Origin of the sequence: Streptomyces sp. NPDC002574, from assembly GCF_042889545.1 — a bacterium.
Classification (GTDB): domain Bacteria; phylum Actinomycetota; class Actinomycetes; order Streptomycetales; family Streptomycetaceae; genus Actinacidiphila.
The window spans coordinates 123,953-149,783 of the sequence record NZ_JBIARB010000015.1; the positions used below are offsets into that span (position 1 = coordinate 123,953).

The window sequence follows — 25,831 nt, forward strand, 5'->3', positions numbered from 1 at the left end:
CCACCGCAGATGGACACGACCCTGAACGGCTCGACGCGGGTGCCCCCGGATCCCGAGGGCGCCGGCGTCGAGCTGGACGGGCGTGGCCTCACCGTGCCGGATGTCGTGCGGCTGGCCGACGCGGCCGCCGCTCCGGCCGTGCCGCCCGGGGCTCTCGACCGGGCCCGGCGCTCCTGGCAGGCGGCCGAACGGCTCGCCGCCGCGGGGCGCCTGTACGGCCGCGGCACGGGCGTGGGCGCGCACCGCTCGGTGCCGGTCGCGGCTCAGGACGAGGCCGAGCACGGTCTGCGCCTTCTGCGCAGCCACGCCGGCGGCGCCGGGGCACTGCTGCCGGCCCGCCAGGTCAGGGCGATGCTCGCGGTCCGCGCCAACCAGCTCCTCGCGGGCGGATCCGGCATCCAGCCCGCCTTCATCACCGCCCTCACCGACGCCCTGCGCCTCGGCGTCCATCCGGCGGTCAACGAGTACGGCGGCCTCGGCACCGGCGACCTCACCGCCCTCGCCGCGACGGGCCTCACCCTGATCGGCGAACGCCCCTGGCTGACCGACCGCCCGGACGGGTCCGGGCCGCCGAGTGGTGACGACGGGGGTCACCCTCGGACGGAGGCCGGCTTCCTGCCGCCCGGGTTCCCCGTGCAGCGGCATGGTGGAGCCGCGGGGACGGGGCCGGGACACACCGCGGAAGCATCTCCCGCCGGGCCGTCGTCCCCGCTGCCCGCGCCCGTGGTGCCGCAACCCGGCGACGCGCTCGCGCTGCTCAGCAGCAACGCGCTCACCCTGGGGCAGGCCGCTCTCGCCTGCCACCACCTCGATGTTCTGCTGCGGGCCACCCACGCGGTCGCCGCCCTGTCGCTCGCGGCGGTCTCCGGCTCACTGGAGGCGTACGCCCCCGAGGTGCACGCCCTGCGCCCCTATCCCGGGGTCGCCCGGGCCGCCGCCGAGGTGCGCAGGCTGCTCGGCGTGCCCGGCCGGGCGTACGGCGCGGGCCGCCGGATCCAGGACCCGTTCGGTTTCCGCGCCTTCCCGCAGGCACACGGCCCCGCCCTGGACGCCGCCGGCGCCCTGCGCGGCATCGTGGAAGTCGAGATCAACTGCCCGTCGGAGAACCCTCTGATCTCCGCCGACGGCACGGCGGCCCATCACCATGGGGCGTTCTACGCCGCCCCGCTCGGTCTCGCCCTGGACGGGCTGAACCTCGCCGTCCTGCAGACGGCCCAGCTGTCCGCCGCCCGGCTGACCGCCCTCGGCCGCCCCGACCTGACCGGCCTGCCCGGATTCCTGGCCGCGGGCCCGGCGAGCAGTTCGGGCGCGATGATCCTGGAGTACACCACCAACTCGGCCCTGGCGGAACTGCGCTCCTGCGCCACGCCCGCGTCGGCCGGCCACGCGGTGCTCTCGCACGGCCTGGAGGAGGCCGCCAGCTTCGCCTCCCAGGCGGCCCGCCAGTCGCTGCGCGCCGTCGACGCGTACACCACTGTGCTGGCCTGCGAACTCGTCACCGCCGTGCGGGCGTTGCGGCTGCACCCGTCGCCGCCGCCCGTGCCGGTGTTCACCGTCGCCGCCGCCGTGCTCCCGGCCGGTACCGAGGACCGTCCGCTGACGGCGGACGTGACGGCCGCGGCGGAGGTGCTGCCGGTACTCGCGGATCTGTGAGGGCTGCTGCCCCGACGGTCATCGGGTACCGGGGAGCTTCGGTCGTCCGGCGGCCACGACGGCGGTGATCTCCGCCGCCTGACGGCGGGCCTGTGCGTGCGCCTCCTCCAGGCAGGCACGGTGCGCAGGGAGCAGGTGCCGAAGCGGCTCCATGGCGGGGGCATAGGTCAGTTCGGGCGTGATCGGGCGGACGTCCAGGGACATGAGGTTCGCGTCGCCGAGAATCGTCCGCAACGCGGGGACCAGGAAGTCCTTGCCGTGCTGGGGCGCACCGGGGCCATAGCCGCCTCCCCTGGCGGAGACGACGACGGCGGGGCGGCCAGCGCTCGGGGCGCCGCCGGCGACGCCGATGGTCCTGCCGACGATCATGATCTGGTCCAGCCAGGCCTTGAAGACCGACGGCATCGAGTAGTTGTAGAGCGGCACCGCGAAGAGGTACGCCTGCGCGCCGAGGAATTCCTCGACCAGCTCGTCCTGGAGGACTGCGGCGGCCTTCTGCGCAGGGGTGTGGTCGTCGGCGGGGATCGTGCGGGCCGTGATGCCGGCCGTGTCCAGGTGGCCGACGGGGTCGAGCGCGAGGTCGCGGCGGACGATGTCCCCGCCCCAGCCAGTAGTGAAGGAGTCGGCGACCTGGCGGGATATGGAGGCGTCGCCGGAGGCGGAGGCGTCGATGCGCAGCAGGTAGGACACGGTGGTGGCTCTTTCCTGTCGATGGGTGGGTGGTGACCCGCTCGCCGGGCGCCGGCGAGCGGGCAGGGGTGGATCGTGGCGTCAGGGCACGGGGGGCGGGGGCACGGCGCAGCCCTCCGGGCCGCAGACCCCGTCGGCCGCGCCGGGTACCTGCAGCGGCCGCGGCACGGGGCGGGCTGCCTCCCATGCCTGGGCCATGGCCGACAGCAGCGCGTCGGTGCCGACGGCGCCGGGGACGGCGTACCGTCCGTCGATGACCATGAAGGGCGCGCCGCGGGCTCCCAGGCGCTCGGCTTCCCGCTGGTCGGCGGCGACCCGGGCCCGGTAGCGCCGTTGGTCCAGCGCCCGAGCGGCCTCCTCGCGGTCCAGGCCGGCCCCGGCGGCGAAGTCGAGCACCTGCTCCTTGGTCCACAGTTCGCGCCGCGCCCCGAAGTGGGCACGGAACATCGCCGTCCACACCTCGCCGCCGCGGCCCTTGTCGGTGGCGAGGGCGAGCAGCTCGTGGGCGTAGTCGGTCGGGCCCAGCGTCCGGTCCAGCGCGTGGAAGGGGTCCAGCCCCTCCGCGTGGGCGGCGCCCTCGATCGACGCGAACATCCGCTGCGCGTCCGGTGCGGGGATGCGGTGCGTCCGGAGCAGTTGCCGCTGGGAGACGCCCTCGCGGGGCAGGTCGGGGTGGACCTGGAACGAGCGGTGCACGACCTGGACCTCGTCGGCGTGCTCGAACCGCTCCGCCGCCAGCCGCAGCCGGTTGTCCATCAGGCCGCAGTACGGGCAGACGATGTCCGACCAGAACTCGATCTTCATGGTGGGCTCCTCCCGAAACTCACTATCTGTTCGTAGCCCCACTGTGGATTAGGATGACAAGCAATACAAAAGGCACATTGATGTGCGTGGAACACGAGGGAGGCGGCTGACGTGGGCGCCGGCGGCGAGCTCCGGCAGGGGCGCACGAATGTACGGGCGAACGTGCGACGCGTCCCGGGTCCCTGCGCGCGCTGGGACGACGAGGACGCCGACTTCATCCGCGAGGTGCTCGACCTGGTCGGCGACAAGTGGAGCGTGCTGATCGTCGGGACGCTGTCCGACGGACCCGTGCGCTACTCCGACCTCGCGCACGCCATCCCCGGCATCTCCCAGCGGATGCTCACCCTCACGCTCAAGCAGCTCCAGCGCAGCGGACTCGTCGATCGCACGGCCTACGCCGAAGTCCCGCCCCGCGTCGAGTACTCCCTGACCGGGCTCGGCACGTCACTGCTGTCCACCGTGCTGGAACTGGCGGCCTGGTCCGCCGACAGGCACGCGGAGATCCGGCGCCACCAGGGCGACTACGACGCACGGAACGCGTAGCCGGCGACCTGCGAGACGGCCGGCCGACACCTCGACAGGCCGGTGGATCGGGGTTTGGGATACCGATCGGCCGTCATGGACGGTCCCCTGAGGCACATGCGTTGACTCACGACGCGATATCACACAACTCTCACGATTCCGCGCCAACCTGACCGGGCATATCTACAGATATTCGTCAGCATCGGCACCTTCGGCTGGTTCCGTCGCCCGTGCTCATCGGCACCGGGCGGCAGTCACTGGGAGGGGTGGGCATGTGGGCATCGTTTCTTTGATCCTGACCGTCTCGGTCCTCCTCCTCGCGGGCATGGCGTGGCGGCTCCACCGCTATCCCGGGGGCTGGAGCTACGCGTTCTCCGGCAGTCACGGCATCGACAGGAGCGGCCTGGACCGCGAACGGCGGGCCGTTCGGCAGGTGCGGAGCAGGGCCCGGCGGGAACTGGCCGTCGCGGAGGGCCGGGTGGCACGGGCCGAACAGGCCTACCGGAGCCGGATCAGTACCGCCGAACGACGGCTGAAGGGGCTGCGCCGGTCGGGCAACGGCGCCTTGCTCTCGGCGATGGGTCACCTGTCCCTGCACGAGCACGTGGTGGTGATATCCGGGCCGGGGACCAAGGTGCTGCCGCTGGGCGGTGCGCAGGTGCAGTTCGAGCACAGCCCGATGGGCAACCACATCTACCTCCGACGTCCGGACGGTGTGCACTGGGAGTCCTACGCGACCGGCGAGCACAGCGAGGACAGCGTGCGCCGGTTCAGCGTGCGCATCGAGAACCAGGTCGCCAAGGAGAACCGGCTTCTCACCGAACGCGCCGCGGCGGTCAAAAGGGCCGAGGACGAGCTCAAGGAGGCCCGGGCCGACACCCGGCCCGCCGACCGGGCCCGGCGGCATCTCAGCGCGGTGACCGCTCGCCAGAGCCGCGACAGGTCCCTGGACGAGGCGCTCACGAGGCTCGAGAACGCCCGGGACCGGTGGCAGCGACTCACCGGCCGGCGCCCTCCGCGCTGACTCCCGGCCGGTGTCGGTCGGCTCCGTCCGGTTGGTCAACCGCCGCGGGAGCGGGGCGGTTGCCCGCCCCGCCGCGACCGACCCGGCGCAGGCCGCCGGGCAGCCGTCACTCCCGCCCGGGTCCTGACACGGGCGTGCCGTGCGACGCCGGCTCCGGAGCGGTCCTGCGGACGTGCAGCACACTGCCGTCCAGGGGCAGCGGTGTCCGGCCCACCAGGGTCAGGCCCGCGTCGGCGAACAGCCGGGCGTAGTGGTCGGAGCGCCGTTCGCGGCCGCCGACGTTGCACATCATGTGCAGGTCCCAGGCCGTGGCCAGCGAGGCCGAGCCGTCGGAGGGCAGGACGCGCTCGACGACGAGCAGATCGGCGGTGTCCGGCATCGCGCGGGCGCAGTGGCGCAGGATCTCGCGGCAGCGGTCGTCGTCCCAGTCGTGCAGGACCCGGGACAGGACGTAGACGTCGCCGCCCGCGGGCACGTCCGCGAAGTCGCCCGCCAGGAAGGCGCACCGCGCCGCGTGGCCGGCCCCGCCGAGGAGCCGGCGGGCGGTCTCGACGGTGTGCGGGCGCTCCAGCAGGAGGCCGCGCAGGCGGGGGTGCGCGGAAAGGATGCGGCCGAGCAGTTCCCCGTTGCCGCCCGCGATGTCGACCACGGTGGCCCCTTCGGCCGCCGCGGCCAGGACCGGGTGGGCGGGCAGCGGGTCGAACATGCGTGAACCGGCGGCCATCGACCGGTCGAAGAGCTCGGCGAGTTCGGGATCGCGGGCGAAATGGTCGAAGTGGTTCTCCCCGAAGCGCTGCTCGAAGGCGACCTCCCCGGTGCGCACGGTGTGCCCGAGCCCGGCGAAGGACTCGTAGAACGGTCCCCCGTACATCAGCGCCAGCGGCCGCATCGACCCTTCGGCGTCGGCGCGCAGCAGTCGGCCCGTGTCCGTGAGCCGGAAACCGCCGTGGTCCTCGCGCACCACGCCGAGCATGGCGAGGTAGCGCAGCAGGGTGGCCAGGTTCGGGGCGAAGGCACCGACGTCACACGCCAGTTCGGCGACACCGGTGCTCCGCTCCTCGTCCATCGCGTCGGCCACCTCGAGCCGGGCGAACGCTGCCAGGGCCTGTGTCGTCCAGGCCCCGGTCAGCAGGCGCAGCAGGGCCTCCGGGGGCTGCCGCCTGCGGTGCTCGTCGAGGTGGGCGGCGAGGACGTCGCGGTGGTCGCCGGGGACGTACAGCTCCACGCGCCGGTAATCGGCCTTGGCGTCCGCGGGAGCGGTGAAGTAGAACACCGTGCCGTTCTCGTGCGGGTTGTAGCCGCCGCCGTCGGGGGTGGCGCCGTACCGTCCGAAGGCGGCGCACAGGCCGCGCAGCACCAACGGGTCCGGCGCCTCGACCTCGAAGGCGACATGTGCCTCGTGCTGCCGCTCCCGCTCGTGCGCGGCGATCGTGTCGAGGTCCGAGCCGGGCGGCACGGTCAGCGCGAACACCTCGACCACGCGCCGCGCCCCGTCCCGGCAGGGGACCGCGGGGCGCAGCACGGCGACGTCGAGTTCCGCCACCGACCGGTGGTGCCGCGCGGCCAGACGTTCGCGCACCACGACGCTCGGCCGGGGCGGCTCGTCCGCGTGCAGCCCGCAGTCGGCGAGCGCTGTCTCCAGCGCCGCCTCGTCGGGCGGGAAGACCAGCAGCGCCGCGTGCGAGAAGTCGCAGCGCTCCACCAGGGTCCGCAGCTCCGGGCCGTCGAGCCCGGGGAGCAGGAGCGGGAGCAGCCTGGCGGTGTCCTGTTCCTTGACGAAGTCGACCGTCGCGCGCAGGCGGGACGTATCGCCCGACAATGCCGTGATCATTGCGGGGGGATCCTCATTCCGGGGTTCGGATGTACGCATACGGATGTACGCGGATGCGGAGCTCGGGAGGACGGGTCAGACGCCGACGTAGTGCTCGGCGAACCAGTCCTGCTGGCTGCGGGAGGTGCGCAGCGAGGTGAGGCGCGCGCGGCGCAGGGAGTTGTGGAACAGCGACTCGCCGTCCGCGCCGGACGGGCCGTGCAGCAGCCCGATCATCCAGTGCGAGAACTCCTGCGCACGCCAGATGTGCGTCAGGCACCGCGCCGAGTAGGCGTTGAGGCCCTCGGGGTCCCCGACGGTGAGGTCGTCGATGAGGGCGCGGGCCAGGATCTCGGCTTCGAGGACCGCGAGATTGGCGCCCTTCGCGGCGGACGGGCTGATCAGGCCCGCGGCGTCGCCGGCGAGGAACAGCGCGCCGTGGCGCAGCGGTTCGAGCACGTCGGACTCCAGGTCGACGACGGCACGCTGCACGAGGCGGCCGCGGCGCAAGGGGCCGTACTCCCGTGCCCGCATCCGCAGTTCCAGCTCGTCCCAGATCCGTTCCTCGGACCAGGCGCCGACCGGGGCGCCGCGCTCGCACTGCAGGTAGTAGCGGGTGATCTCGCTGGTGCGGGCCATGTGCCCGGCGAACCCGCGCTCGTGCACCGCGTACCCGACGGCGTCCAGACTCGGCGGCGCCTCGGCGAGCAGGCCCAGCCACGTCACGCCGTGATCGCGGTGGTGGCGGACCGCCCCGGCCGGCAGGGAGCGCCGGGCCGCGCCGTGGCGCCCGTCGCAGCCGGCCACGTACCGCCCCCGCCACCGGCCGGGCCGCCCGTCGGCGTCGCGTACGTCCACCTCGGGCCGCCCGCTGTCGGCGCCGTGCACGGCCACGGCCTCGGTGTCGAATCGGATCTGTCCGCCGCGTTCCAGGAATCGGGTCAACAGGTCGGTCACCAGATCCTGTTGGGGGTAGACGGTGTGCCGCTCCCCCTGCCCGAGCCCGCTGTAGTCCAGCCGGAAACGGCCGTCCTCGGTACGGAACTCGCAGGTGCTGTGGAGCTGTCCGCGCCGGTGCAGCCCCTCGGCGAGACCGTGCTGTCGCAGGATCCGCACGGTGTTGGCGGCGAGGAAGCCGGCGCGGGCGCGCGTCTGCACATGCGCGCGCTCGGCCCGTTCCAGGACGACGCAGTCGATCCCCCGGTCCAGGAGGATGTTGCCGAGCACGAGCCCGGCCGGCCCGGCCCCGAGGACGACCACATCGGTCGTGTGGTCCACCGGTCGCCGCCGGCTCATACCGTCTGTCACGGAACCAGATACTAGGTAACCGAAAATCTGTGGTTGCACCGAAATCACCTGAATGCGCGGCCCGAACGGCAAAATGATCACAGCTCCGGCCGGCACGCCCGGGCCCGCACCGCCCGGCTCAGGAGGCGTCGGGGTCCAGCCGGGCACGCAGGGCCGCGGCGATCTCGCCCGCGACGGCCAGCTGCTCCGCCGTGAGGGGATCGACGAACAGTTCGCGGACCGCCTTGAGGTGCGGCAGCGTGGCCCGCCGGAAGCCCTGGGCGCCCTCGTCGGTGAGCAGCACCTCCGCACCCCGGTTGTCGGTGACGCACTCCACGCGCCGGATCAGCCCGCGGCGTTCCATGCGTCCGAGGTGGTGCGACAGCCGGCTGCGTTCCCAGCCGACGGCCGCCGCGAGTTCCGAGGAGCGCAGCCGGTGCCCCTCCGCCTCCTGCAGCGCCAGGAGCACCGAGTAGTCCCCGGTGGACAGCCCGGAATCGCCCTGGAGACGTGACGCCAGCTCCGAGCGGAGCCGCTCGGTCGTCTCCACGAAGTCGCGCCAGACCCGCAGTTCCTCAGTGGTGGGCAACCGCCCGTGCCGCCGTTCCATGACCGACCCCTCTGTTTGACATGTCAATCATATCGATGCATGCTTGACGCGTCAATGACTGGGCCGCCGGGCGCGCAACCGTTCCGGGGGCGGGGAGGAGAGGACCATGACGGCCACTGCCTTCGAACTGGGTCTGAACTCGTTCGGGGAGGTCGCGACGGACGGCGGTCGCGTGCTCAGCGACGCCGAAACCGTCCGGCTGCTCGTCGAGGAGGCCCGCCTGGCCGAGGCGGCGGGACTCGACGTCTTCAGCATCGGCGAGCACTACCGCCCGGGACACGTCGACACCGCCACCCCCGTACTGCTGTCCGCGATGGCCACGGCCACCGAGCGCATCAGGCTCGGCACCTCGGTGACCGTGCTCAGCACCAACGACCCCGTACGGCTCTACCACGCGTTCTCCACCCTGGACGCCGTCTCGGACGGCCGGGCCCAACTGGTCCTCGGGCGGGCGTCGGTCACCGAGTCCTTCGCCCTGTTCGGCCACGACGTCGCCGACTACGACCGGCTCTTCGACGAGAACCTCGACCTGTTCATGCGCCTTCAGCGGGAGGAGGCGGTGACCTGGTCCGGCACCGTCCGGTCACCGCTGGTCGACCAGCGCCTGCTGCCCCGGATGCCGAGCGGCGGCATCCCCACCTGGATCGGTGTGGGCGGCAGCCCCAACTCCACGATCCGCGCGGCCCGGTACGGCCTGCCGCTGATGCTGGCCGTCATCGGGGGCCGTCCGCAGCGCTTCGCCGGCCACGTGGACCTGTACCAGCGGGCCCTGACGCAGTACGGACACCCCGTCCTGCCCATCGGCCAGCACTCGCTGGGCCTGGTCGCGGACACCGACGAGGAGGCGGCCGACACCTGGTGGCGGTACTGGGAGCCGGTCGTGACCGCACTCGCCGAGGAGCGCGGGTTCTACAAGCCCACACGGGAGCGCTACGAGGCGGAGATCCGCGACGGCGCGCTGTACGTCGGCTCACCCGGGACCGTGGCCCGCAAGATCGCCCGGACGGCCCGCGACCTCCACCTGAGCCGCTTCGACCTGAAGTACGACATCCTCCACCTGCCCCGCCGGGCCCGCGCCCGCACGATCGAGCTCCTGGGCCGCGAAGTGGCCCCGCTGGTACGCGAACTGCTCACGAAGGAAACCGCTGATGTCTGACCTCGTCTTCGGCCTCGACACGTTCGGCGACGTGCCGGTGGACGACACCGGTGCCCCCGTCTCCCACGCCGCGGCCATCCGGCAGGTCCTCGACGAGGCGGTCGTGGCCGACCAGATCGGCGTCGACGCCATCGCGCTCGGCGAGCACCACCGCCCCGAGTACTCGGTGTCGACCCCGGAAACGGTGCTCGCCGGCATCGCCACCCGCACCGAACGGATCAAGCTCGCCTCCGGCGTGACCGTCCTCAGCTCCGACGACCCCGTCCGCGTCTTCCAGCGCTTCGCGACGGTGGACGCGCTCTCCAACGGCCGTGCCGAGGTGATCCTCGGCCGCGGGTCCTTCACCGAGTCCTTCCCGCTGTTCGGGTACGACCTCAGCGACTACGACGTGCTGTTCGAGGAGAAGATCGAGCTCTTCGCGAAGCTCCTCGACGAGAAGCCCGTGACCTGGAGCGGCACGACACGGGCGCCGCTGAAGGACGCGGACGTCTTCCCCAAGACCGAGTCCGGCCGGCTGAACACCTGGGTCGGCGTGGGCGGCTCGCCCCAGTCGGTCGTCCGCACCGCGCGCTACGGCTTCCCGCTCATGCTCGCCATCATCGGCGGCGCCCCCACGCGCTTCGCGCCCTACATCGACCTGTACCGGCGCGCGGCGGAGCAGTTCGGCACGACCGCCCATCCGGTGGGAATGCACTCCCCCGGCTTCGTCGCGGACACCGACGAAGAGGCACGCGAGGGGTTCTGGCCCGCCTACAAGGTGATGCGCGACCGGATCGGCAAGCTGCGCGGCTGGCCCCCGGTCCGCCGCGAGGAGTTCGACGCCGAGGTCGAGCACGGCTCCATGTACGTCGGGTCGCCCGAGACCGTGGCCCGCAAGATCGCCGCGGCCGTCGGCGACCTCGGGGTCGGCCGGTTCGACCTCATCTACACCGTGGGCCCCCAGCCGGCCGGCGCCCGTATGCGTGCCGTGGAACTCTACGGCACGAAGGTGATCCCCATGGTCCGCGACATCCTCGCGAGCTGACGCCCGAAGGCCCCGTAGAGGGCGCACAGAACGGAGCAACGACATGAACACCGAGGGCGTGCGCACGATCGGCATCCTGGGCGCGGGGAAGGTCGGGACCGTACTGGGCCGGCTGGCCCTGGCCGCCGGTCACCGGGTGCTGATCGCGGGCTCGGGCGACCCGTCGGCCATCGGGCTGACGGTGGAGGTCCTCACCCCGGGCGCCGTCGCGGTCACCGCCGCGGAGGCCGCGGCCCGTTCCGACGTCACGATCCTGGCGCTGCCGCTGGGCAAGTACCGCAGCATTCCGGCCGAGGCGCTGCGGGGCAAGCTCGTGATCGACGCGATGAACTACTGGTGGGAGGTCGACGGCATGCGCGAGGACCTGACCGACCCCCGCACCTCGTCGAGCGAGACCGTCCAGGCGTTCCTGCCTGCGTCGCGCGTGGTGAAGGCGTTCAACCACATGGGGTACCACGACCTGGAGGACGGGGCACGGCCCGCCGGAGCACCCGGGCGCAAGGCGATCGCCCTCGCGGGCGACGGCCCCGACGACCTGGCCGAGGTCGCCGGCCTCGTCGACGCGCTCGGCTTCGACCCCGTCGTCGCCGGCCCGCTCGCCCACGGAGTCCGCCTCGAACCGGGGACCGAGCCGTTCGGCGCCAACGTCGACAGCGAGGAACTGACGGCCATGCTCGCCCGCTTCCCGGAGACCGAGCGCGGCCGTGCCGTCGCCCGGGCCAGGACCGGGGCTTCCACCGCGGACCCGGTCGGGTAGCGCTGCCGGTCAGTGCAGGTCGGGGCAGATGAACTTCTCCGCCGCGCGGACGATCCGCCGTGCCTCCGTCGTGGCCACCTGGTGGCCCGAGTTGCTGAAACGGTCGGCGGTCCTGGCGATCACGGCGTCGTGGGCGACATCGGCCGCGAGGAGTACGCAGATGTCCCGGCCCGCCCAGACGGCCGGGTCCATGCCTCCCGCGTCCAGCGCGGGATCGATGTCGCCGATGGCCCGGAGATAGGCGTCGCGATGCGCGGGGCCGAGGTACGAAGGGACGTCACCGTCGGCCACCGCGTCCGCCAGCACGTCCTCGGAAACCGTGGTCCCCGACGTTGTCGGCTCGGTACGCGTGGTACTCGCGGCGCACGCGCAGACGGTGATCAACGTGGTGACCGCGGCGGCGAGGCGGAGGATTCTCATCGCCCCACACTCACCGATCGCCGCCCTCGATGTCGGCGCACCAGGCGACGTGGCCGGGCCGCTCAACCGAATGGAGGACACGGGCCGGCGACGTGATCACGGCATGCGGGGCGTCCCCCGCGGCCCCGTCCTCACACGGGGGCCACCAGATCGAACCCGGCCTTCCCCTGCGCCACACCGTTGATCTGCAGTTCCAGCAGGTGACTTCCGGGATGGAGGACACGCGTGCTGATCCGTTTGAAGGAGTGCCGACGGCTGATGGACAGCCGCTCCCCCGCCTCCAGGGTCCTGGTCGTCAGCTTGAACACCTTGGGGGCCGTACGACCGTTGGCCTTCTGGTAGTGGATGACGTAGTCGATCGCCAACTTGGCCGGGGTGTCGCCCGTGTTCTCCAAGTGGAAGGTGAAGGTCAGCTCTTCACCGACCGTCACGCGCCCCGCGGCCAGTTCGAGGCCGGTGAGGGCGACATCGGCGGCGGGTTCGAATCCCAGCAGGGCCAAGGCGCCCGGGTGGCCCTTCTTGACCGCGGTGCGCAGGGCGTGCCGGACCAAGCGGGGGGTGTGGTCGTCAGGGGCGGCCGCCCAGCGGGTGACCACGTCGACGGCGAGGTCGGGGTCGGCGTGGCTGATGTCGTTGACGTGGTTCGCGACCGAGCGCCGGACGTACTCGGAAGGGTCGCGGTAGAGGGCGTCCAGGATGCGCAGCGTCGCCTGGGGGCGGGCGAGGATCTCCGGGACGCGGATCGCCCAGGGCAGCCTGGGACGGGTCCCTTCCGTGGCGAGACGCCGGACGTGCTCGTCCGGGTGGCGCACCCACGGCTCCACGACCGCGAGAGCGCGGTCGAGGTCCGCGACGAGTACACGCCGGATCGCGAATTCGGCCGTCAGCCGCGGAGTGAGGTCGGCGAGCAGTGCCAGGGCGGACTCGAAGGCGTCGGGCTCCGCGGCCTCCAGAGCGCGGGAGACGACGGCTTCCGTGACGGGCCAGATCATCCAGCCGGTGAATTCCGGGTCCCGGAGCGCGGTGCGGACGACCGCCTCCACGGGTGGGTAACCGTCGGGCAGGTCCACCAGCAGCGCGTCGCGCAGCAGGTCACTGCGTTCCCGCAGCGCCAGTCCGTCGAGTCGCGCCGCGGCGGCGCGCACCGCGTCCGCGCCCCGGGGCCCGTTGGCCCTGTCCAGGCAGGCACCGAGTCCGGCCGCGGCGGCAGGACCCAGCAGTTCTTCCGCGAGGGGCACCGACGCGGTCCTTTCGGTCTCTCCCGGCCCCGTACGCGCGGGCGGGAGGCGGGTGGGCGTCGCGCGGCCGAAGGGACGGCCGGGCGACTTCGATCATAGCAGTCACTCGCCGCGGGCCCTTGTCCCGCCGCGTTCATGCGCCACCCAGCAGCGCCCCCAGCGCCGCGGCCGTTTCGGGGTGGCGCGCGACCAGCACCGCGCCGGACGAGCCGGGATCCGCCGTCAGCCACGTCCCCTCGCAGCCCAGGAGGTCCGCCACCGCGTCGCACGTGGCCGGGTGGGCGGCGAGCAGCGTGCCCGCGCGGGTGCCGCCCGCGGGCAGCGCCCGGTGCGCGGGCTCCGGCTCGGGCCGCGCGCGCCACGGCGGCACCCACGCGTCCAGCGCTTCGAGCCGGCCGGGGAAGGTGCGTCCGGCCTCGCGGATCAGCAGCGGGGCCGCCTCGGCGCCACTCGATCGCAGGTGGGCGATCAGCACGGGCAGCCAGGGCAGCAGCACCGGGTCCGGCAGCCGTGCGAACGCGTTCGACACCGCCTCCACGACGAAGCCGGCGAGCCCGGGAACGGGCTCCAGACTGTGGAGGAAGCCGCTGAGGTAGCGCGGGTAGGCGGGCACCACCAAGGGGTTGCCCAGCAGTTCGTCGCACCGCGCCCGCAGGTCCGCGCGGGAGAGGTCCCCCAGCTGTACCCGGGCCGCCCACAGCAGGGCCGTCTTCGACGGATCCCGCGGATGCGACTGGGCGACCGCCAGCTCGAGTTGGGTCCGGTCGCAGCCCAGCGACAGCGCCAGGCCCTCCATGCCGAACAGGAAGCCCAGCATCGCCGCCACCTGGCCGACCGTGGCGTCGTCGTCGGTGAACGCCGTGGGCAGCAGGGTGCAGTAGTGGGCGTATCCGGTCTTGGTGAAGGACTCGATCCACGGGGGCAGCACGGGTTCGCTGGTGCGGTAGTACGAGAGCAGGCGTCGTACCCGGCGCAGCACCTCGGGCGCGCCGTCGACGCCGCGTTCTGACGACAGCACGTCGAGCGCGTGGTGGCCCAGTTCGTCGGCGATACGGCGGCTGCGCAGGTACAGCGTCGCGTCCTCGACGGCCTCCAGGACGGTCGCGGCGGTGGCCTGCGGGCCGTACGCGGAGCGGCGCAGGCGCTGCTCCAGGACCTGCTCGATGCTGACGCCCTCGTAGCCGAGCTCGATGAGCGCGCGCTGGTGGGTGCCCAGGGCCAGGTCCCAGGACTCCTGGATCGGCCGCTCGCCGAGCTTGCGCTCGCCCATGATCGGCCGTGCGGTGCCCGGCGGCATGAGGTGGCGCAGCATCCACAGCACATCGGAGCACCGCGCCAGTTCCGGCCGGCCGGCGATGTCGAGCAGCGCCCGCTGCACACCGCGCTGCTGGAGCCTCAGGTTCAGGGGTGCGAGGCGGTCGTGCACGTCGCGGGCCAGAGGTGGCAGCGCGTCGTAGCCGACCTGGCCGATCCGGTCGCCCCCCATCATGATCTCCACGAGCCGGCGCACGTCCCGCCGGCCGGGCACGGAGTCCTTCTCGATGCAGGTGACGGCCGCGTCCTGGAAGTCGTACGGCGTGGGCCTGGCCCGGTCACGCATCCCGGCCAGCAGGATCGACGTCTCGAACACGGCGATGGCGTCGGCGGTGGAGGCGAGGTAGCCGTTGCGGCGCGCGGCGCGGACGATGTCCACGGACCAGCCGAGCAGTTCGGCCTCGTCCAGCCGGTCCAGGACCGGCGGTCGCTGGAGGAAGCCGGTCAGCTGGTCCATGGGCGGGACCTCCGCCACCGGAGCGTTCGCGGCCTTCTTGACCGGCGCCGCGCTGGTGCCCGCCTGCCCGGTCAGCCGGTAGGGCTTCACATGCGTCCGCTTGAGGTTCTTCGCCCAGACCGTCGCGGCGATCGACACCGAGCCGGCGGCGAGGCCGAACTGCGCCTCGATCGCCGCGTGGCTGGACGGGATCAGGCCGTGCAGCCACTTGGTGGCACTGCGCGGGCCGATCTGGAAGGTCTCGGTGCCATGGACGCCGAACTCCGCGACACGACTGGCCGCATGGAAGGCACCGCAGACGTAGAGGCACTCCGCGGGATCGGTGCCGGTCGCGGCCAGGTGCTCGCGCATCCTGGTCCACATGTGGCGTTCCCGGTCCTCGTCCACGCGCACCCGCCGGGGGTCGCCGGGCGCCAGACGCCGGAAGAGGCTCCCTATCAGGAGCATGACCTGCCGATAGGTGTCGTGGTCACTGTCGCCGAGCGGCAGTTCGACGTACTGGTGCCACCACTCCGACCAGTGCCGGACCCGGCCGTGGCGCAGCAGGTGTTCCTCCAGTTCGGCGAAGCGCGGCCGCAGGTCGCCGATCTCCACACCGACCGCGTCGCCGTGCAGCGCGGCCTCCTCCTCGGCGGGCGGCGCGTCCGGATCGCCGGGCGCGTCGGAGTGCTCCGCCGATGCGTCCCATTGGAAGACGTGGTCGGAGGAGCGGTCGACGAGCACCAGCTCCACCCCCGGGGTGTCCAGGGCGTAGGCGATGGCCTGGTACTCGGCCGAGGCCTCGGTGATCGGCGCGACCACCGACAGCGGGGCCCAGTCGGCCGGGAAGCCGTCGACCTCGGTGGCGAACGCCTGGACCGCCACCGGGAGCCTGCAGTTGCGCAGTTCGGTCAGCAGCGGCGCCATGTCCTCGCACAGCTCCAGGTAGACGACCTTCGGCTGCTTCTCCCGCAGGCGGCGCGCCATCGCGACCGCCGAGGCGGGCGAGTGGTGGCAGACGGGGAAGATCTCCAGCGGCTCGCGCACCGCGCGGTCGACGTCGTCGACGATGCCCAGGAGGATGCCCTCCAGGGTGTCGGGCCCGTCGGCGAAGGTCGCGGCGGCCTCCTGCAGCTGGGTGCGCAGCGCTTCGAAGGTGCCCTCGTGCGTGCCGGTCATGACAGGGTGGCGATCGCGTCGCGGCCGCCCTCCAGGAACTCCGGCCAGGAACCGCCCTCTTCCTTGCTGCGCGGCTCGACGACGCCGTGCAGGTACTTGTTGAGGATGGCCAGGTCCTCGGGCGCGCGCCGGGCGAGGGACCCGACGAGCGACGACGCGAGGGTGTGGGCGGTCAGGGCGCGCTCGCCGAAGAAGTTGCTGTGCAGGATCGAGTCCTCGAGCACGCCGATCTGCTCCGCGGTGGACAGCGCGGACTCCAGCTTCTCGTCGTCGCTGCCGGCCGCGGCCGCCGAGGCCCGCAGGTCGGCGAAGCTCTGCAGCAGCACGTCGAGCAGCGTCGGCGGCACGTCCAGCTCGATCCGGTGGCGGCGCAGCAGTTCCTCGGTGCGGAAGCGGACGATCTCCGCCTCGCTCTTCTTGTTCGTCACCATGGGGATGCGGACGAAGTTGAAGCGGCGTTTGAGTGCCGACGACAGGTCGTTGACGCCCCGGTCACGGCTGTTGGCGGTGGCGATGACCGAGAAGCCGGGCTTGGCGAAGACGATGCCGTCGCTGTCCAGTTCGGGAACCGAGATGTACTTCTCGGAGAGAATCGAGATCAGCGCGTCCTGGACGTCGCTGGTGGACCGGGTGAGTTCCTCGAACCGGCCGATCGATCCGGTCTCCATCGCCGTCATGATCGGTGAGGGGATCATCGACTCCCGCGACTGGCCCTTGGCGATGACCATGGACACGTTCCAGGCGTACTTGATGTGGTCCTCGGTGGTGCCGGCGGTCCCCTGGACGACCTGGGTGGAGTTCCGGCAGATCGCGGCGGACAGCAGTTCGGCCAGCCAGCTCTTGCCGGTGCCGGGGTCGCCGATGAGCAGCAGGCCGCGGTCGGAGGCGAGCGTGACGATGGAGCGCTCGACGAAGCTGCGGTCGCCGAACCACTTCTGCGGGATCTCCCGGTCCAGGCCGTCGGAACGCTCGGAGCCCAGGACGAACAGACGGACCATCTTGGGCGACAGGCGCCACGAGAACGGCTTGGGGCCGTCGTCGACGGACTCCAGCCAGTCCAGCTCCTCGGCGTACTCGGTCTCGGCGGGGGCGCGCAACAGGTCGGACATGAGGGGCCTTTCCAGGTTCTAGGCGAGGAACGTCTTCAGTTCGTGGACGAGCTTGCGGATGTGGCCGGAGACCACCGGCGTACCGAGGGCCTTGAAGCGCTCCCGGAACCACGGGTTGACCTCCTGGCGCCCGGAGCTGGTGACCGACCCGACCGGGATGAACCTCACCCCGGCGCGGTGGACCGCCTCGATGCCCTCGAACAACGGCTGGGAGCGGTCGAACTCGTAGAAGTCCGAGATCCACACCATCACGGTGTTCCGCGGCTCGGTGATCTTCGGCAGGGCCATCGCCATCGCGACCGGGCCGTCGTTGCCGCCCCCGAGGCTGGTGCGCAGCAGCACCTCGAACGGGTCGCCGACCCACGGGGTGAGGTCGAGGGCGCGGGTGTCGTACGCGATCAGGTGGACGTCCACCTTGGGCAGCCCGGCGAAGATCGATGCCAGAATCGTGCAGTTGACCATGGAGTCGACCATCGAGCCGGACTGGTCCACCACGACGATCAGCCGCTGCGGCGTGGTCTTCCTGGCCGTGTGCCGGTAGTAGAGGCGGTCGACGTACAGCCGCTCTTCCTCCGGGCTCCAGTTGGTGAGGTTCTTCCAGATCGTGCGGTCGAGGTCGAGGTTGCGGAACACCCTCTTGGGCGGCACCGAGCGGTCGACGGCGCCGACGGTGGCCTTCGCCACCTGCGTGCGCAGCACTTCCGCGACCTCGTCGACGAAGCGGCGGATCAGGGCCTTGGCGTTGGCCAGGGCCACACCGGACAGGTTGTTCTTGTCCCGCAGCAACTGCTCGATGAGCGACATGCTCGGGGTGAGCTGGGCGGCGAGCCTGGGGTCGGCCAGCACCTCGCGCAGCTGCATTCGCTTGACGAGGTCGGCCTCGATCGCGCCGAGTTCCGGGCCGATCGCCGGGATCAGCCGGCTGAGATCGGGCATCGCGCCCGCGGCGCCGGTCCCGGTCGCGCCTGCCCCGGGTGCTCCGGCCGGTCCCTTGGCGGCCGCGCCGGCCCGGCCGCCGCGCAGCTCGCCGGGAGGGCAGCCGAGCGCCCGCTCCAGCCAGCCGGCGTCGGCCTGCCAGCGCGCCAGCTGTCCGGCCGTGACCGTGCCGGAGCCGGTGGCGAAGACGTTGAGCAGCACCTTGGACACCAGCGCCGCGCGCCGTACCTCGGCGGCACGGTCGCGTGCACCGGCGTCGGCGTCGGCGTCTGGCTCAGGGACCATCAGGCCGTCGAACTCCGCGGCCAGTTCCGGGTGACGCTGCACGACCGCGTCGACGGAGGCCTGCGGGTCCAGGAGCGCGGACGGCAGCCCGATGTCCTCGACGACGGCGAGGCTCGCCGATTCCAGCGCGACCTGCTCCTCCGGGTCGAAGAGGCGGGCCAGGAGCCGCCAGTACAGGACCTGGCGGCGGTTGTCCTGGGCGGCCGCGTCGAGGCGCCGCACGGTGTCGTCCGAGGTGGATCGTTCGGTGGTGTGCTCCGTCATTTCCGCAGCAGCCTTCCGGCGCGTTCCCGCAGTACGGCCACGGCGTCGGTGGCGGCCTTCTCCGCCTTGGCGCCCGCCTTGTCGGTCGTGCCTCCGGCCCACCCTCCGGCGTGGAGCGCGACCGCCTTGTTCCGGACGGTCGTCTCCACGGCGAGGGGCTGTACGCGATACGTCCCGGCGTCCCAGCGGAGCAGCCCGATGCACGCGCCCGACGCGGCGACGGCCTCGGGGGTGAGGGGTCCGGCGGTCGGAATGCGGTCGGTGTCGACGGCGAGAGGCTGTCCCGCGACGGTGAACATCACCGTGTCGTCGTCCTTGCCGGCGGCGTACCCCTCCAGGAAGACGGGTACGGCGATGCGCGCCGGGTGGCGGTCCAGGGGTGCGGTCACCGTGTCGGTGGCGGTGGGCAGGGCGACCCGGGCGGTGGCGAAGGCGTCGGCGGGCTCACCGGCGTTCGCGTTCTCGTCGTTCCAGAGCAGGTCGCCCTCGGCCGTCACCGGCATGGCGTGCAGCTCCATCGAGCGGCCTTCGCCGACGGCGGCGAGGAGTGACATGTGGGCACGGAGCAGTTGCCAGATACCGGCTCCGACGACCGTGTCGGGCTTCGGCACCGACACGCTCGCCCGCACCAGGCGGGCGGCGGTTCCGTCCGCCGGCTCGAACACCGCGTGGACCTGGGCCTGTACGGCGGTGTCGTGCTCGTGCAGGTCGACGCCGAGCGGCAGGAGACGGCCGGTGACCGTGCCGGTCGCGGGGGCGTCGGCCGCGCCGGGCACGGTCAGCAGGATCGCGCGCGACCAGAGGTCGGCCCATCGGCGCACCGGGAAGCGGTCCACGGCCGCGCCCGGGCAGGAGGCGGCGAGTTCGGCGGAGAACCCGTCGAGCAGCGTCGCGAGGCGGCGCAGGGCCGGGTCCGGGAGCATCGCGGAGACCACCTGCGCCGACCCGGAGACCACGTCGTGGTCCATGCCCTGCCACCCCGAGCGTGCCAGGTCGCAGAGCCAGGAACGGGCGGCGGCGAGCAGGTTCGCCGCCTGCTGCCCCTCGTTCGCTGCCGGAACCGGTTCCTCGCCGCTGGACCGCCCGGTCGCCTCCGCGACACGGGCCGTCAGCGCGTCGTGGACGGAGCCGAGCAGCGCGGTGCGTGCGGCGGCGAGAGCGACGAAGTGGTCGTCGCCCGCGACTCCGCCTGCCGCCTTCTCGGCCGCCTCGGCGACCCGTGCGGCCAGCGGTGTTCCCGCGACGGCGTGGGCGAGTTCCGTCAGACCTGCGGCCTGGGCGGGCTGGGGACGGAGCAGACCGGCGACGAGGACCTCGTCGAAGGCGTCGACGGCCGCCAGGGCCTCTTCGAGCCCGGCGATGCTCTCGCGGAGCAGGTCGGCACGCATCACGCCACCGCCCTGGTCGGCGGGAACCACTGCATCTCCGGCAACGGCGCGGTGGTGGGGGCGAGTTCCAGGTAGGCCAGATGCCGCAGGAACCGGCTGAAGACGAGCGCGGCCGCCTGGGTGTCTCCCTGGGCCGGACGGGTGCCGCTCATGACGTCGGTGATCGTCTGCGCGCTCGGTTCCTCCCCCGCCGTCGCGTCGACCCGCAGGTAGCGGCCGACGCGGTCGGCGCCGTACTGCAGGACCGCCTCGCCGATCAGGGCCCGGATGTGATTGCAGAAGCCTCCCCGCGCGCCGCCGCAGGGCCGGTTGTTGTTGGTGCTGCAGGCGTACGCGTAGGTGCCGGCGGTGACCGACGAGACGTACACCCGCTCGACGTCCGAGCCGCTGGACACCACGCCCTGCAAGCGCCCGTCGGCCAGCTCGACGAACGGCACCTTGGCGAGCTTGCGCGGCCGCGCGGGTGCCGTCACCCGTGCCGTGCTCGACCTCTCCCGATCCGACAACGCCCATCTCCTGTGCACCGAGGGGGAATCCACGCCACACCGGCGGGACGCGACTGAACATACTTCCGATCACTGACAACGCCGCTCGAGCGGGTTCGGCCGTGGCGGGGCGCGAGCGGACCGGCCGGCGCCGCCCCTGTTCCGCGCTACGGCGACCCGCCCCCAGGTCCATCACACGATCTCCGTATGATCACCACACCTGATCCATCGATGAGACCACCCGGGGGACCGCCATGACCTGGTCGATCGCAGCGATCTGGCACGCATGGACGGCACGCAGACAGGGGTGGCACCCGGACATCGTGCGGGCGCTGCGGCTGCCGGTCCCCTCCCCCGTCCAGGACACCGCCCGCAGCCTGATCCACGCCCGCCGCTGGAGCGACGCCGTCGACCACATACGGCAGTCCACCGGACACAACCGGCGTGACGCCCGCTGCATCGCCCTCGCCCTGCAGTACGGCTGGCGGCTGCCCCTCCCGCGCGACGGACGGCCGGCAGGTCGCACCCGGCGCTGAACGGAACCCGCCTCACCGCTGCTAGCGTGCGCCTGTGCCTTCAGCGATACCACGCCTGGTCGACGAACTCGTCACGCAGATGGAGTCCGGCTCCGCACCCGCATATCGAACCGCGCTGCGGCAGCTCGCGGAGACCGCTCGCGCGGGTGGCCCCGAGAGCCTGACCGCCGCTGTGGAGGCACTCGCGCCCTTGCTGCCGGGGCTGAGCGGCGACTTCGCCAAGACCGCGGTCCTGGCAGGCGCTTGCGTCGAGTGGGGCGCGTCTCCCATGGCCCTCGTCGACGTCCTTCCGGCACGCGCCGCGGAAGCCATGATGCTCAACGCGGTTGTGCCGGAATTCTGGGAGAAGGCAACCTCCCCCGCACGGCCGCTGCCCGAACCGGTCAGCGCCGGCACGGCGGAGCTGGTGCGGACATTGACCAGGCTCAGCCGATGGCGCCGGGGCATCGACAAGGAGACCCTGACACGGATCGCCATGTCCTGGTCCGACATGGAGGACTGGCTCAAAGCCCTGATCACCGTCATGGCTCACACGGACTTTCGCGCCGCCGTGCCCGAGGACGTCAAAGCCGAGTTGCGCGAGTACGCCGCCGCGGTCGCCGACCGGTCCCAACGTGCCGGCTGGGTCGGCGCCCTGGCCGCCGTCCTCGATGACGAGCCCTTGATCGTTGTGGACCCCCGCACCCGCCGGGGATATGCCCTCACGATGACCGGCGTCGGGGACAACGGCCAGTTGCACATCCTCCTCGCGGACCGGCTCATCGGGGATCCCGCACAGGGATGGGTCGCCGGGCAGCGCCCCGCCCGGTCCTGGGTCGGCGCGGCGACCGACGGCGACCCCCGCCTCGGATTCGACGACGCTGCCATCCGTGCCTTCCGGCTCTTCGACGGCAAGGGCAACTACGTCGGCCCGCAGGGCGCCCCCGCCGACATCGAACCTCTCGACGGCACCCGTGTCCTCGTCCTGCATCCGCCGAACGGCACGTTCGGCCTGAGCGTGGGTCGAGTGTTCGAGAGCATGACACCGAACCTTCGACTCGACCGGATTCTCGAACCGTCCGAGACCGAGCAGTGGCTCGGCCGTCTGTCCCCCGCGGTTGAGGACGACCTCATGGCGCGTTAGGCGGTGCGGGAGTCTTCGACGCCGCCCGATCCGACGTGTCCCCGAGGCCCGGGGGCCGCCCCGCCACGTCATCGGGCGTGCCTTGTCCGGGAGTTGATCCGGCGTCGGGAGGCCGGTCGGTGCCAGGGCCGATGCCCGGCCCGTGGGGCGGATCTGGTAGATCTACCGCGGGTGGGTGTTGGTCTTGTACGAAGGGTTCAGTGTGGACGCTGTTGCCGATGTCGCGGGGTCGGACGCCGCCTCGGGCCGGGTGGTGGTCGACTGGTTCTCCGATGCCCTCGACAAGACGTACTTCCAGGGGGTGTTCGTCGGCAATCTGTCGGCCCTGGCCCTCGACCCCGAGGGCCGCATCGCCGCGCTTTCGGACCGCTCGACGCTCTTCACCCTGGACGCCGCGACGTATGAACCCGTGGGTGTCATGAGGCTGATGGACGAGCACGGGCGGGAGGCGGACTTCGAGGCGCTGGTCTTCGACCACGACGGCTCGCTCCTGGTCGCTTCCGAGAGGTCGGACATCCGGCGCTGCACGCGGCAGGGGACGTTCGTCCGCATGCTGCCGGCGCAGGACAGCCTCAAGGTCGCTCCGGCAGGGCGCGCCAGGGTCAAAGAGACGTTCGAAGGTCTCGCGCTGCAGCCCGGCGGTCTCACGCTGGTTGCCTCCATGGAGGGTTCGCTGGTGGGGGACGACCGCCGGCTGGTGCGCTTCCAGACCTGGGAGCGCGACGGACTCGACGCGGAGTTCCGGATCGCCGCGCAGTACGGCTACGAGTGCGACGCGGGTCTGGCGATATCGGACATCAGCGCGTCGGGCGACGGCAGGCTCCTGGTGGTGGAACGCGGCTTCGACAGAAGCGTCGGCAACATCATCCGGCTCTGTCTCGCCGACCCCCGCGGTGCGAGCGACGTGAGCGGCGTCGAGAACCTGACGCGGCGGGACGACGTCCGGCTCATGGGCAGGACCTTGCTGGTCGACATGGTGAACTGCCCTTCGCTGGGCGCCACCAACCCGCAGCCGCAGGCCAACCCGCTGCTGGGCAATATCGAGGGAATGACCGTCACGGGCCGCATCCAGGACGGCCGTCTGAAGCTGCTCATGGTGACGGACGACAACCAGAGCGCGAACCAGATCACCCGGTTGTACGGACTCACCGTCCGCCTGCCCGGGCTCTAGCGCCGACGGGCTTCGCGGTGCCGCCACTCGGGACGGGCGGCAGGAGTAGCCTGAGGCGATCCGGCCGTCTGCAGAAACGGGACTGACGTCGTGGAACTCGTCTTCGCCGGCCGTGTGATCGAGTGGCGCGGACCGTCACCGTACTTCTTCGCCGTCGTACCGGACGACGAGTGCACGCAGATCCGCGAGGTGGCAGCGATGGCCTCCTACGGCTGGGGGGTGATCCCGGTCGAGGCCCGCATCGGAGAGGTCGCCTTCACGACCTCGCTCTTCCCCAGGGACGGCGGTTACCTCCTGCCGCTCAAGAACGCCGTCCGCAAGCCGCAGGGCCTTGTGGCAGGCGACGAGGTGACCGTGGGCATGACCGTCCGGCTCTAGGGCACGCGTCGAAAGCCGATCTGCGATGTGAGCGGAGTCCGTTGCGGGGGTGGCGCCCGGCGGCCGTCTTTCCAACACTGGTGGCAGACAGGCGACGGGGGGCACAGACATGGCGACGCGCGCGGAACCGGCGCAGGCACCGCTACCGCAGCGGCGGCCGGAGCTGGACGCGATCCGGATGGTGGTCGTGATCGGACTGGTCTTCTTCCACTCGGCGCTCGTATTCGCCACCGACGACGACTTCTACGTCAAGAACGCCGAGACCACCGAAGCCATCATGATCATCGCCGGGTTCGGGGTCGTCTGGGCTATGCCCTTGCTGTTCCTCATCTCCGGCCTCGGCGCCTGGCACTCGCTTCAGCGCCGCGGCGCGGGCGGCTTCGCCGGCGAGCGGCTGCTGCGGCTCGGCGTTCCGCTGGTCTTCGCGACCCTCGCGCTGAACCCGCTGCCGCAGTGGCTGCGGCTGCGCTCGGCCGACGCCGACTACCACGAGTCCTACCTCGGCTTCCTGCCCCGCTTCTACGACGTGCACCTGGAGCTCAAGGAGTTCCCCTTCCTCGTCCAGGGCGAGCACTTCGAGACCGGCCATCTCTGGTTCGTCGTGCTCCTCCTGGCGTTCTCCCTCATGCTGGTGCCGTTCCACCGGTGGATGCCGCGCGAGCGCGTCCGCCGCATCCGCGACCGGGTGGCGGAGGCGACCCTGCACCGGCGGGGCGTCGTGTTCCTGCCGGCCCTCGCCTTCGCGGCGATCTGCGCCTTCGCACGGCTGGAGGAGGACTACGCGGGCTGGCACCGCTGGTCGTACCTGCTGTTCTTCGTCGCCGGCTTCGTGCTCGCCTCCGACGACCGCTTCCGCACCGTGATGCGGCGCGACGCCGGGACCGCGGCCTGGCTCGGCGCCCTGCTGTTCGCGGCGGCCGGCCCCGGCTTTGCCCTGGCCGACGAGCCCTTCACCGAGATGACCGCCCTGGCCACCGCCTCACGGGCACTGTTCGGTGCGGCCGGATGGTGCCTGGTCGTCGCCATCCCGGGCCTCCTGGACCGTCGGCGGGCGGAGCAACCGCGTGCGGCGCCGAACCCGACCCCGACGACGCGTCAGCGCCTCTACGGCTATCTCGCCGCGGCCGTGCTGCCGCTGTACGTCCTGCACCAGCCGATCGTGGTCGCCGTCGCATACTTCGTGATCGGCTGGTCCGCGCCGATCCTCGTTGAGTACGCCGTGCTCGTGGTGATCGCCCTCATCCTCACCCTCACCGCGTACGAGCTGCTGGTCCGCCGCACGCGGGCGACCCGCTTCCTGTTCGGCATGCGACCCTGAAGGCCTGTCGAACGCGCCGGTCACAGCCACTCGTTGACAGCGCCACGAGGACGGTCGCCTCGGCCGGGTGTCCGTGTATCGCGGGCGTATCGAAAACCGCATACGGCACCGCAACCGCCCGCCGGGTCCCATGGGCGCCATGAACCATGACACACCCTTGTCGGCACCGCCCCGCCGCATCCGCGGGATCGTGCTCCTCGCACTGGCGGTCCTCGTCCTGGCGGGCGGCGCGTTCGTCATACGGCGGCCGCTCATGATGTCGGCTCCGGTGTGCATGGCCGGGCGGTGGCACGGCTGCTTCGACACGTTCAACGGTGTGGTGCTCATGACGTTGGCCACGATGCCGTTGTCCCTGCTGGTGGTGTGGGCTCTGGCGGCCTGGCGGCGGGCCGCCGGGGGCACCTCGGCGTGGCGGATGTCGCTGGCCGAGGTGGGCATGGTCCACGGGACGGTGCCGTTCCTCTGGATGACCCTGATGCCGGGCGGCGGCGCGGGCGTCGTGCCCGAGCGGGTGAGCCTGGTGCCGTTGCGGGACCTGGTCACGATGGGGGCGGGCGGGATCGTCGGCAATCTGCTGGTCTTCGCGTCGCTGGGGTTCTTCGCCCCGATGCGGTTCACGGCGCTGGCGTCCCTGCCGCGCATCCTGGCGCTCGGGGCGGGCTGCTCGGTGCTGGTCGAGACCGCGCAGTACGTCCTGCGGCTGGACCGGGTGTCCTCCGTGGACGACGTACTGGTCAACGCCGCCGGCGCCGTGCTGGCCGCCCTGGCGTCGCGCCGCTGGTGGCGCACGAGGGCGGAAGCGCCCTCGGACGGGCAGCCCCGCCCCGTCCCGGAACCGGTCGGCTGACCGGCTCGACCGGGGCACGCGCGTCCCGCATACGTCGGCGATATCGCGTGCTGCTTAGGCTTCGGAC

General features: G+C 72.2%; 24 protein-coding genes. 12 read left to right on the forward strand and 12 right to left on the reverse strand.

All coding sequences use genetic code 11. From position 1 onward, the window contains the following. Positions 1-9 precede the first annotated feature (9 nt). A complete protein-coding gene (locus tag ACFYXS_RS32310; RefSeq protein ID WP_389254611.1) occupies positions 10-1,653 on the forward strand; it encodes an aromatic amino acid ammonia-lyase in 1,644 nt (547 codons plus the stop codon). An 18-nt stretch (positions 1,654-1,671) separates the two neighbouring features. Here the strand turns inward: ACFYXS_RS32310 and ACFYXS_RS32315 are convergent, their stop codons facing one another. Both ACFYXS_RS32315 and ACFYXS_RS32320 read right to left on the reverse strand, forming a co-directional pair. Beyond that, on the reverse strand, positions 1,672-2,343 hold the full coding sequence (locus ACFYXS_RS32315) for an FMN-dependent NADH-azoreductase (protein ID WP_389254613.1): 672 nt from the start codon (positions 2,341-2,343) through the stop codon (positions 1,672-1,674). Between the two features lie 81 nt (positions 2,344-2,424). Beyond that, complete coding sequence (locus ACFYXS_RS32320; protein WP_389254615.1) at positions 2,425-3,147, reverse strand: DsbA family protein; 723 nt, start codon at positions 3,145-3,147, stop codon at positions 2,425-2,427. Between the two features lie 162 nt (positions 3,148-3,309). Between ACFYXS_RS32320 and ACFYXS_RS32325 the strand changes: the two genes are divergently transcribed. Together ACFYXS_RS32325 and ACFYXS_RS32330 are read left to right on the forward strand one after the other, a co-directional pair. Next, positions 3,310-3,690, forward strand: a complete 381-nt coding sequence (locus ACFYXS_RS32325; RefSeq protein WP_389254617.1) for a winged helix-turn-helix transcriptional regulator — start codon at positions 3,310-3,312, stop codon at positions 3,688-3,690. Between the two features lie 253 nt (positions 3,691-3,943). Further along, a complete protein-coding gene (locus tag ACFYXS_RS32330; RefSeq protein ID WP_389254620.1) occupies positions 3,944-4,693 on the forward strand; it encodes a hypothetical protein in 750 nt (249 codons plus the stop codon). 106 nt (positions 4,694-4,799) lie between these two features. On the opposite strand, the gene ACFYXS_RS32335 is transcribed toward ACFYXS_RS32330, so the two are convergent. The 3 genes from ACFYXS_RS32335 to ACFYXS_RS32345 form a co-directional block, all read right to left on the reverse strand. Further along, the gene (locus ACFYXS_RS32335) at positions 4,800-6,524 is read right to left on the reverse strand and encodes a methyltransferase (RefSeq protein WP_389254622.1); all 1,725 of its coding nucleotides are present in this window, start codon (positions 6,522-6,524) and stop codon (positions 4,800-4,802) included. A 75-nt stretch (positions 6,525-6,599) separates the two neighbouring features. Next, positions 6,600-7,763, reverse strand: a complete 1,164-nt coding sequence (locus ACFYXS_RS32340; protein ID WP_389254771.1) for a 4-hydroxybenzoate 3-monooxygenase — start codon at positions 7,761-7,763, stop codon at positions 6,600-6,602. 166 nt (positions 7,764-7,929) lie between these two features. After that, the gene (locus ACFYXS_RS32345) at positions 7,930-8,400 is read right to left on the reverse strand and encodes a MarR family winged helix-turn-helix transcriptional regulator (protein WP_389254623.1); all 471 of its coding nucleotides are present in this window, start codon (positions 8,398-8,400) and stop codon (positions 7,930-7,932) included. 106 nt (positions 8,401-8,506) lie between these two features. Between ACFYXS_RS32345 and ACFYXS_RS32350 the strand changes: the two genes are divergently transcribed. Genes ACFYXS_RS32350 through ACFYXS_RS32360 form a run of 3 tightly spaced genes read left to right on the forward strand, consistent with a single transcriptional unit; the run spans position 8,507 to position 11,337 of the window. After that, a complete protein-coding gene (locus ACFYXS_RS32350) occupies positions 8,507-9,556 on the forward strand; it encodes an LLM class flavin-dependent oxidoreductase (protein ID WP_389254625.1) in 1,050 nt (349 codons plus the stop codon). Further along, positions 9,549-10,580, forward strand: coding sequence for an LLM class flavin-dependent oxidoreductase (locus ACFYXS_RS32355; RefSeq protein WP_389254627.1), 1,032 nt, complete (start codon positions 9,549-9,551; stop codon positions 10,578-10,580). The genes ACFYXS_RS32350 and ACFYXS_RS32355 overlap by 8 nt, the downstream gene beginning before the upstream one ends. 43 nt (positions 10,581-10,623) lie before the next feature. Continuing rightward, positions 10,624-11,337 (forward strand): NADPH-dependent F420 reductase, encoded by a 714-nt coding sequence (locus tag ACFYXS_RS32360; RefSeq protein WP_389254629.1) that lies wholly within the window; start codon positions 10,624-10,626, stop codon positions 11,335-11,337. Positions 11,338-11,346: 9 nt separating this feature from the next. Here ACFYXS_RS32360 and ACFYXS_RS32365 read toward each other — a convergent pair whose 3' ends face one another. The 7 genes from ACFYXS_RS32365 to ACFYXS_RS32395 form a co-directional block, all read right to left on the reverse strand. Continuing rightward, on the reverse strand, positions 11,347-11,757 hold the full coding sequence (locus tag ACFYXS_RS32365; protein ID WP_389254632.1) for a DUF732 domain-containing protein: 411 nt from the start codon (positions 11,755-11,757) through the stop codon (positions 11,347-11,349). 131 nt (positions 11,758-11,888) lie between these two features. Further along, positions 11,889-12,995, reverse strand: coding sequence for a DNA alkylation repair protein (locus ACFYXS_RS32370; RefSeq protein ID WP_389254634.1), 1,107 nt, complete (start codon positions 12,993-12,995; stop codon positions 11,889-11,891). A gap of 133 nt (positions 12,996-13,128) precedes the next feature. Further along, positions 13,129-15,924 carry a hypothetical protein gene (locus ACFYXS_RS32375; RefSeq protein ID WP_389254636.1) on the reverse strand — a complete coding sequence of 932 codons (2,796 nt, stop codon included), beginning with the start codon at positions 15,922-15,924 and terminating at the stop codon, positions 13,129-13,131. Continuing rightward, on the reverse strand, positions 15,921-17,033 hold the full coding sequence (locus ACFYXS_RS32380) for an AAA family ATPase (protein WP_389254638.1): 1,113 nt from the start codon (positions 17,031-17,033) through the stop codon (positions 15,921-15,923). The genes ACFYXS_RS32375 and ACFYXS_RS32380 overlap by 4 nt, the downstream gene beginning before the upstream one ends. Before the next feature lie 18 nt (positions 17,034-17,051). After that, a complete protein-coding gene (locus ACFYXS_RS32385) occupies positions 17,052-18,518 on the reverse strand; it encodes a VWA domain-containing protein (protein WP_389254640.1) in 1,467 nt (488 codons plus the stop codon). Next, a complete protein-coding gene (locus ACFYXS_RS32390; protein WP_389254642.1) occupies positions 18,515-19,936 on the reverse strand; it encodes a hypothetical protein in 1,422 nt (473 codons plus the stop codon). Before ACFYXS_RS32390 ends, ACFYXS_RS32385 begins: the two co-directional genes overlap by 4 nt. After that, positions 19,906-20,412: a hypothetical protein gene (locus tag ACFYXS_RS32395; protein ID WP_389254644.1), complete on the reverse strand. Its 507-nt coding sequence runs from the start codon at positions 20,410-20,412 to the stop codon at positions 19,906-19,908. Before ACFYXS_RS32395 ends, ACFYXS_RS32390 begins: the two co-directional genes overlap by 31 nt. Before the next feature lie 233 nt (positions 20,413-20,645). On the opposite strand from ACFYXS_RS32395, the gene ACFYXS_RS32400 reads away from it, so the two are divergent. From ACFYXS_RS32400 to ACFYXS_RS32425, 6 genes are all read left to right on the forward strand, one after another. Next, positions 20,646-20,927: a hypothetical protein gene (locus ACFYXS_RS32400; protein WP_389254646.1), complete on the forward strand. Its 282-nt coding sequence runs from the start codon at positions 20,646-20,648 to the stop codon at positions 20,925-20,927. A 34-nt stretch (positions 20,928-20,961) separates the two neighbouring features. Continuing rightward, entirely contained in the window at positions 20,962-22,050 is a 1,089-nt protein-coding gene (locus tag ACFYXS_RS32405; RefSeq protein ID WP_389254648.1) for a hypothetical protein, read from the forward strand. A gap of 202 nt (positions 22,051-22,252) precedes the next feature. Further along, entirely contained in the window at positions 22,253-23,221 is a 969-nt protein-coding gene (locus ACFYXS_RS32410) for an esterase-like activity of phytase family protein (RefSeq protein WP_389254650.1), read from the forward strand. 90 nt (positions 23,222-23,311) lie between these two features. Then, positions 23,312-23,599, forward strand: coding sequence for a DUF1905 domain-containing protein (locus ACFYXS_RS32415; RefSeq protein ID WP_389254652.1), 288 nt, complete (start codon positions 23,312-23,314; stop codon positions 23,597-23,599). 109 nt (positions 23,600-23,708) lie between these two features. Then, on the forward strand, positions 23,709-24,917 hold the full coding sequence (locus ACFYXS_RS32420) for an acyltransferase (protein WP_389254654.1): 1,209 nt from the start codon (positions 23,709-23,711) through the stop codon (positions 24,915-24,917). A gap of 139 nt (positions 24,918-25,056) precedes the next feature. After that, on the forward strand, positions 25,057-25,764 hold the full coding sequence (locus ACFYXS_RS32425) for a VanZ family protein (RefSeq protein WP_389254656.1): 708 nt from the start codon (positions 25,057-25,059) through the stop codon (positions 25,762-25,764). The last annotated feature ends 67 nt before the right edge of the window (positions 25,765-25,831 follow it).